At 61.1% G+C, this 7,780-nt stretch carries 6 protein-coding genes; 3 read left to right on the forward strand and 3 right to left on the reverse strand.

Going from position 1 to position 7,780, the window contains the following annotated elements; all coding sequences use genetic code 11:
• The first annotated feature begins 159 nt into the window (after positions 1-159).
• Entirely contained in the window at positions 160-2,337 is a 2,178-nt protein-coding gene (locus R3217_09725) for a prolyl oligopeptidase family serine peptidase (protein MDX1455723.1), read from the forward strand.
• Positions 2,338-2,382: 45 nt separating this feature from the next.
• Here the strand turns inward: R3217_09725 and R3217_09730 are convergent, their stop codons facing one another.
• Positions 2,383-3,393 (reverse strand): hypothetical protein, encoded by a 1,011-nt coding sequence (locus R3217_09730; protein ID MDX1455724.1) that lies wholly within the window; start codon positions 3,391-3,393, stop codon positions 2,383-2,385.
• 74 nt (positions 3,394-3,467) lie between these two features.
• Between R3217_09730 and R3217_09735 the strand changes: the two genes are divergently transcribed.
• The gene (locus tag R3217_09735) at positions 3,468-4,325 is read left to right on the forward strand and encodes an NAD(P)-dependent oxidoreductase (protein MDX1455725.1); all 858 of its coding nucleotides are present in this window, start codon (positions 3,468-3,470) and stop codon (positions 4,323-4,325) included.
• Positions 4,326-4,327: 2 nt separating this feature from the next.
• On the opposite strand, the gene R3217_09740 is transcribed toward R3217_09735, so the two are convergent.
• Together R3217_09740 and R3217_09745 are read right to left on the reverse strand one after the other, a co-directional pair.
• Positions 4,328-5,641: a hypothetical protein gene (locus tag R3217_09740; GenBank protein MDX1455726.1), complete on the reverse strand. Its 1,314-nt coding sequence runs from the start codon at positions 5,639-5,641 to the stop codon at positions 4,328-4,330.
• A gap of 14 nt (positions 5,642-5,655) precedes the next feature.
• Positions 5,656-6,450 carry a SprT family zinc-dependent metalloprotease gene (locus R3217_09745; protein ID MDX1455727.1) on the reverse strand — a complete coding sequence of 265 codons (795 nt, stop codon included), beginning with the start codon at positions 6,448-6,450 and terminating at the stop codon, positions 5,656-5,658.
• A 119-nt stretch (positions 6,451-6,569) separates the two neighbouring features.
• Here R3217_09745 and R3217_09750 point away from each other — a divergent pair.
• Positions 6,570-7,780 (forward strand): amidohydrolase (locus R3217_09750; protein ID MDX1455728.1); only part of this gene is annotated, 1,211 nt, incomplete at its 3' end.

Consider the following 7,780-nt stretch of genomic DNA (forward strand, 5'->3'; position numbering starts at 1 on the left):
CTGCCTGTCTTCAGCGGCACGCTCGCCGTGCTTGGCTACCTGCTCGGCAACCTCTCCCCGAAAACGTGACGCAGTGCCGCACTGCAACTTTCGCTTCTTGCAAGAACACGATAGATTTTTGCGATGACCTTTCCTGTCTGACTGACTTCGGAGCGAAGCATGTCCAAGAAACACCTCCTGCCCCTGCTCGCGCTTGGCGCCACAAGCGCAATGCTCGTCGCCTGCGATACCGGCTCCTCGGGTGATGACGAGACCATGAGCGAAACGACCAGCAGCATCGAGTACCCCGTTAGCCGGCGTGGCGACGTGGTCGATGACTATTTCGGCACCAAGGTGGCCGATCCCTATCGCTGGCTCGAAGACCTGGACAGCCAGGAAACGGCCGACTGGGTGGCTGCCCAGAACAACGTGACAATGCCCTACCTGCGCGATATCGCAGGCTGGGATGCAGTCAACCAGCGACTGACCGAAGCCTGGAACTACGAGCGCTTCAGCCTGCCCGTCGAGCGGGGTGGTCATTACTTCTATACCCGCAACGACGGCCTCCAGGACCAATCCGTGCTTTACGTGACGCACGGTCTTGATCCGGACGAGAAACAGCACGTGCTGATCGACCCGAATCAGCTCCGCGATGACGCCACGATCTCGCTGTCAGCCTGGGTGCCGGATCCGACCGGCCTCTGGCTTGCCTGGTCGACATCCGATGGTGGCACGGACTGGGACACCTGGTACGTGCGCGATGTCGAAACCGGCGAGGATCTGCCCGACGTCATCAAGGGCACCAAGTTCACCAGTGCTTCCTGGCTGCCGGACGGGTCCGGCTTTTTCTACAGCCGATACCCGAAGAACGCGGCCGGTGAATACGACGATGGCCAGAAGGTATCGGTCTACTTCCACCTGCGCGGAACGAGCCAGTCGGAGGACGTGCTGGTGCACAGCTCTCCCGAGGGCGAGACCTGGGATTCCTATGGCACCGTTACCGAAGATGGCGACTACCTGGTCATCACCTATTACGACGGCGCGTTCACCAATGGTGTTTCGGTCATTGACTTGAAGCGCGAAGGCCATGCAGCAGAACCCCTGCTGATGGAGTGGGACGCAAACTATTACTTCCTGGGCAATGATGGCCCGGTGTTCTATTTCCAGACCACCAACGACGCGCCATTGGCTCGCGTCATCGCGGTCGATGTCCGCGAACCGGATCCGGAGAACTGGGCCGTTGTCGTTCCCGAAGCCGAGGAAACCCTGGAATCCGCGAAGTTCGTCGGTGGCTACTTCATCGCCAGCTACCTGCGTGATGCCTACTCGCTGGTCAGCCTCTATGATCGCGAAGGCAACCACGTCCGTGACGTCGAGTTCCCCGGCATGGGAACAGTCAGTGGCTTCGGCGGTACCGAGGATGCCACCGAAACCTTCTACAAGTACCAGTCCTTCGATCGCGCTCCCACCAGCTACCGTTACGACCTGGTCAGTGGTGAATCCTCGGTACTCCGCGAATCGGATACGAAAATCGATGCGTCGCAGTTCGAATTGAAGCAGGTCTTCTTCACGTCGAAGGACGGCACGCGGGTGCCGATGTTCATCGTGCACAAGAAAGGCATCAAGCTGGACGGCAGCAATCCCACCCTGCTCTATGGCTATGGCGGCTTCAACGTGTCTGAAACGCCGTACTTCAGCATCACCCGTTCCGTCTGGATGGAGATGGGTGGCGTCTATGCGCTCGCAAATCTTCGCGGTGGAGGCGAGTACGGCGAAGCGTGGCACAAGGCCGGCACGAAGCTGGACAAGCAAAACGTGTTCGATGATTTCATTGCGGCGTCGGAATTCCTGATCGACCAGAACTACACGCGCCCTGACAAGCTGGCCATCATGGGCGGCTCGAATGGCGGCCTGCTGGTCGGCGCCGTGATGCTGCAGCGACCGGATCTGTTCGGAGCCGCCCTGCCTGCCGTCGGCGTGCTAGACATGTTGCGCTACCACCTGCCCAGCAAGAACGCGCGAGCCTGGTCCACTGACTACGGTCTCAGCGAAAACGAAGACGAATTCCGTGCCCAGCTGGCCTACTCGCCCGTGCACAACGTGGAGCCTGGTACCTGCTACCCCGCCACGCTGATCACGACCGCCGATCATGACGATCGCGTCGTGCCGTGGCACAGCTTCAAGTTTGCGGCAGCCCTGCAGCATGGCCAGGCAGAGGACTGCAACGAACCCGTGCTGATTCGTGTCGAAACGCGGGCGGGCCATGCGGCCGGCACGCCGACCAGCAAGTCCATCGAGAAGTACACGGACCAGTGGACCTTCCTCGTGAAGGCGCTGGACATGGAAATTCCAGAGTAAGGGCCGCTTCGCGGCTGAATCAAAGCCCCGCCCCGGCGGGGCTTTTCATCTGGGACGCCTGCGCCTTGGAGGAGGACGGCGATTTTCCTCGGTCACCGCGATCTTCGGCGGCGGGTATTCCGGGTTGGCGCTGCCATCTGGCTGGTTGTTGAACATGCGCAAGGTCCAGAGATAGTCATCGGGCTTCAGCCTGATCAGCTTCTCGATTTCATTGCGAACAAGCGCGCAGTTCTCGTCGACGTCGTCCCCGAACGCAACAGCGGGAAATATCTCGGTAACGTACTGGTGGCGATCCACATCGAACCAGGTCAACGCCGGCAGCACCGGCACCTTGGCCAGCGCAAGCAGGCGGCCGGCACCCTCGAGGGTGGCCGTCGGTCTGCCGAAGAACGGCACGTAGACCGAAGGCTTGAGATGACCATGATCCTCGTCCGGCAGGTAGTAAAGCACCCGGCCACCGCGCAGCTCGCGGATTACCCGGCGGACGGATGCCGTGCGATCCAGCACCGCATCGCTGAACTGCTCGCGAATCCGTTTGAATGCCCAGTGCTCGATGTCCTGCTTCGGTTCGCTTGTCAGACCAAGCATGGGATAGCGCCTTGCGAGCGAGAGACCGCCGATTTCCAGGCTCGTGGTATGCGGCACCAGCAGGATCGCCCCGCTGCCTTTTCCCAGTGCCGAGTCGAGATGCTCGCGTCCTTCGATACGTACCAGCCTGTCGAGCGCCGGCCTCGGACCTTTCCAGAAATGCGCGACATCCAGGGCCGCAGTGAACAGCTTTTCAGCGAAGTGCAGCTTGCGAAGCGCGCGCTTGTCTTCGGACATGCCGGGAAAACAGGTTCTCAGGTTGACGTCGATGATCTGCTGGCGTCGGCCCTGCTTGCGAACCTGCCGTGCTGCCATCCTGCCGGCCAGCGCGCGCTTGACCGCACCGGGCAGCATGCGCAGCAGGAACATCAGCAGATGCACCGCCAGGCGCTTGTACCACGCCGGCTGGTCGAAATTTCGCCGGAAATAGGCGCTTCTTGCCTGGTTCTGCTCGCCTTGCTGCTGCAATCGGGCGCCCCTTCGTTGAGCCTGTACATGAGATTCTATACTCTGCAAGCAATCCTACATTGAGGTAACAACTGATGGGTAGTCGACAGGACAGTCTGAAAGGCAAAACCATGTTCATCACCGGCGGCAGCCGCGGTATCGGACTGGCAATCGCCAAGCGCGCCGCGGCCGACGGTGCCAACATCGTCATTGCGGCCAAAACCACCAAGCCGCATCCCAAGTTGCCGGGGACGATCTATACCGCTGCGGAAGAATGCGAAGCCGCAGGAGGCAAGGCGCTTCCCCTGCAGGTCGACATCCGTGAAGAAACCGAGATTGCGGCGGCCATGAAAAAGGCGGCACAGGAGTTCGGTGGCATCGACATCCTGGTCAACAATGCCTCGGCCATCAACCTGACCGGTACGCTTGAAACGCGCATGAAGCGATTCGACCTGATGTTTGGCGTGAACGTGCGTGGCACGTTTGCCAGCTCGCAGGCCGCGCTGCCCTACCTGCTCGATGCCGACAACCCGCACATCCTGAACCTCTCGCCGCCCCTGAGCATGGAGGCGCGCTGGTTCAAGAACCACACCGCCTACACCATGTCGAAGTTCGGCATGAGCATGTGCGTGCTGGGCATGGCGGCCGAATTTGCCGACCGTGGCCTTGCAGTCAATGCGCTGTGGCCCAAGACAGTGATCGCGACCGCGGCCATTGCCATGCTTGGCGGCATGGTCGAACCCAAGAACTGCCGCACGACCGATATCGTTGCCGACGCCGCGCATGCCATTCTCTGTCGCGATTCCAGCGAATGCACAGGCAATTTCTTCATCGACGAGGAGGTCCTGAAGGAAGCAGGCGTAAGCGACTTCGACAAGTACGCTGTCGAGCCGGGCCAGCCCCTGCTGCCGGACTTCTTCCTGCCAGGCATGGAATATCCCAGCATGAAGTAGGCTCAAGCCGAGTCGCGATGTTTGCCGGCCCTGCGCAATCCAAAGCGCAGGGCTTTTCTTTTCAAGCGTTCGCCACGACCCAGGCTCTCTACCCGCAATCCGGACAGTCTTTCCAGCTGGCTGGTAATTTCCCGCGCAGCCGCCTTGCCCGGAATGTTCTCGACGATGTCCTGGCGCCGTCCGTCATGCAGCACGAGCTTCACGTCATACCAGGCATCGGCTCCCATGCTGGAACTTTCCGAGAGTTCGATCCCTTGCACTTCATCGAGCGCAATTGTTTTCTCGCGCGACAGGTTGCGCGTGACAAAAGTGCGCCCGTCGAAGCGGAAGCTTCGCTTGTTCAACAAGCCGGAAATGGCGACAAAGGAAAGCAGCAATCCGATCAACCCGAACACCAGGGCCATGAACCCCGGTACCAGCACGAACATCAAGGCGAAGGCCTTCCTGAACACGCTGCCTTCGGCACTGAACAGGTCCCGCCAGTTCTCGGCAACGACGCCAATACCCAGGCCGAAAAAGACTCCCAGGCACAAGAGCGCGAACACCAGCAGGAAAAGGTTCATGCCCAGCGCTCGTCCACGCCTTGTCCTGACCTCGATGCTTGCTGGTGTCGAGTCGATGCTGATGCCCGGGAAACTGCTGGCGCTTGATGCTGCCGCCACGAGCGCCTGTCGTACCGGTGAGCTTGCCATCCGCGGGACGTCATCCTTCGTTACCTTGAGATCGAAACTCCGGACCACATCGCGGCCGGGTCGGTCGATTCGAAGAGCCACCTCCCAGTAGAAATGATCCTTGCCGGACTTTCCTGTCGGCATGAGATCGTCCGGCAGGTCGAAGGTAAAGCGAAAGCTCATGCCACCCAGGTGACCAGTGGCTTCGGGACGTACCTGGTCGGACCAGACGCGCTCGACCGCGGACTCGCTCTTGTTGTTTCGCCGACGGACGTAGCGGCGATAGCAGGTCACCGTGACCAGCGGAGCATCACCGGCCCTTGGCGAGTATCGCATCAGGATGGTGCCACCCAGTTGCCCGCCGATCGAACCGGCGATCGGATCCGGATGGTACCTGCCAAGTCCGAATCGGAATACCGACACGGTGTCCAGGAAAAGCTTCACCAGCATGAAGAAATAGAACAGGACGAAAAAACCACCGACAAGCGCGGGCATGGTGTCCCGCTTGCGAATCATGTCGAAGCCACGCTCCTGGAACTCGAGCAGCAATCCCTTGTCGTGCAGCACCCAGCTCGCAACACCGCCGAGCAGCAACATCACGATCCAGCCAATGAGCAGATGGCTACCCTGCTTCGCCTTGATCATCACGCCCCCTGGTATCAGTCCAGCAACGCCCAACCGGGCACGTCCCGCCAGGCATCGCCCAGCCGGCGATCCCGTTCGCGCGCATCGGGCATGTGCTTCGTCATCAAGGACCAGAAGCGCTTGCCATGGTTCATGTGCCTGAGATGGCAAAGCTCGTGCAGCAGCAGGCAGTCCACGAGTTCGGGTGCCAGGAACATGAGCCGGTAATTCAGCGACAGGGTGCCCTTGCTGGAGCAGCTGCCCCAGCGGGAGCGCTGGCCGCGTATCGAGAGACGTGCCGGTTGCAGGCCTGTGGCATCGACCAGCGGAGCCAGTCGCGCCTCGAAGCAGGCACGGGCCTGCTGGCGAACCACCGACTGCAGCGCTTTTGCCTGCTGCTGCAGATCCAGGGTCGCAGGCAGCCTGATGGCTGTCTCGCCAACGCTGACTCGACGCACGGCTGCATCCAGTTCGATCCGCCAACGCCGGTCGATCGCCGGCAACACCAGCTCCTCGGGAATGCGCAACTGCCCGGCTTCCGGGTATTCGTCGCGCAGGCGCCGCCACGCCTTGTCGATCCAGCTGCGATGTTCTTCCACGAACGCCAGCACCTCGCGCCGGGTTGCCCGTTTCGGCACGACCACTTCCACACCTTTCCAGGGCGTGACCTTGATTTGCAGGTAGCGGGCCCGCTGGCTGATGCGGACCTGGGTGCGGGGCGTCGGGTCCTGATCGACAACGGGTTCGGCAGGAGAAGCGGGGCCGGCGCTGCCCCCGTTTACCGGCTCGGTCAGCGGCAAGGCCAGTTGTCTTTCCTGTTCGCGTTGCATCGCAGCAGTCTATCAAGATCGGTCAGCGCAGGCATGCTGCAATGCGAGTGGAAATCGGGGCCCACTGCGTCAATACTGGCCGCTTCGTGCCTGCTTGATACACCTTGGGAGATCACCAGATGTTGTCCAATACACGCCGCCTGTTTCGCCTTGTCGCGACTATCGTACTGACCGGCCTCGTCGCTTTACCTGCGCTCGCCACGCCTGAAGATGAAGAAGCCAGTTGGGATGTGATGAATCCGCCCGGACCGGGCAAGACCGCTGCCATCGACGTCAGCTCCGGCACCTGGATGAATGTCGACATCTCCCCGGATGGCCAGACGCTGGTGTTCGACCTGCTGGGTGACATTTTCACCATGCCGGCATCCGGCGGGACTGCAACGCAGATTACCGAAGGCATGGCCTGGGACATGCAACCCCGCTTCTCCCCGGATGGCAGCCAAATTGCCTTCACCTCGGATCGCGCCGGTGGCAACAACATCTGGATCATGAATGCCGACGGCAGCGAGCCGCAGCAGGTCACGAACGAATCCTTCCGCTTGCTGAACAACCCGGAATGGGCGCCCGATGGCGATTACATCGTCGCCCGCAAGCACTTTACCGGCTCTCGTTCGCTGGGCTCCGGCGAAATGTGGCTGTACCACGTGTCCGGTGGCTCCGGCCTGCAACTGACCGAGAAGCCAAACGATCAGCAGGATGTCAATGATCCGTCCTTCTCCCCGGATGGCCGTTACCTGTACTTCGACCAGGACACCACGCCGGGTCCCTACTTCGAGTACAACAAGGATTCCACGTCTGGCATCTACTCCATCAAGCGCCTGGATCGCGAGACCGGCAAGATCGACACCTATGTCTCCGGGGTCGGCGGCGCCATCAAACCGGTACCGTCACCGGACGGCCAGTGGCTCGCCTTCGTGCGGCGCGTGGATTACGCCACGCACCTGTTCCTGAAGAACATCGAAACCGGCGAAGAGATCGACCTCTACGACTCGCTGGAACGCGACATGCAGGAAATCTGGGCCATCCATGGCGTTTACAGCAACTTCACCTGGACGCCGGACAGCGACGAGCTGATCTTCTGGGCAGGTGGCAAGATCCATCGCATTGCCATCGACTCCGGCGAGGTCAGCGAGATTCCCTTCCGCGTGAAGAAAGACATGGAACTCCGAGAAGCCCTGCATCGTGACTTCGACCCTGCACCTGAAAGCTTCCATACCCGCATGCTGCGCTTTGCACGCGTGTCACCGGACGGCAGCCAGGTGGTTTTCGAGGCGCTGGGCAAGCTCTGGCTGCGCGACCTTCCGAACGGCGAGCCACGCCGCCTTACCAG

It is taken from the genome of Gammaproteobacteria bacterium (assembly GCA_033720895.1).
Lineage (GTDB): Bacteria > Pseudomonadota > Gammaproteobacteria > Natronospirales > JAJUFS01 > JAWWBS01.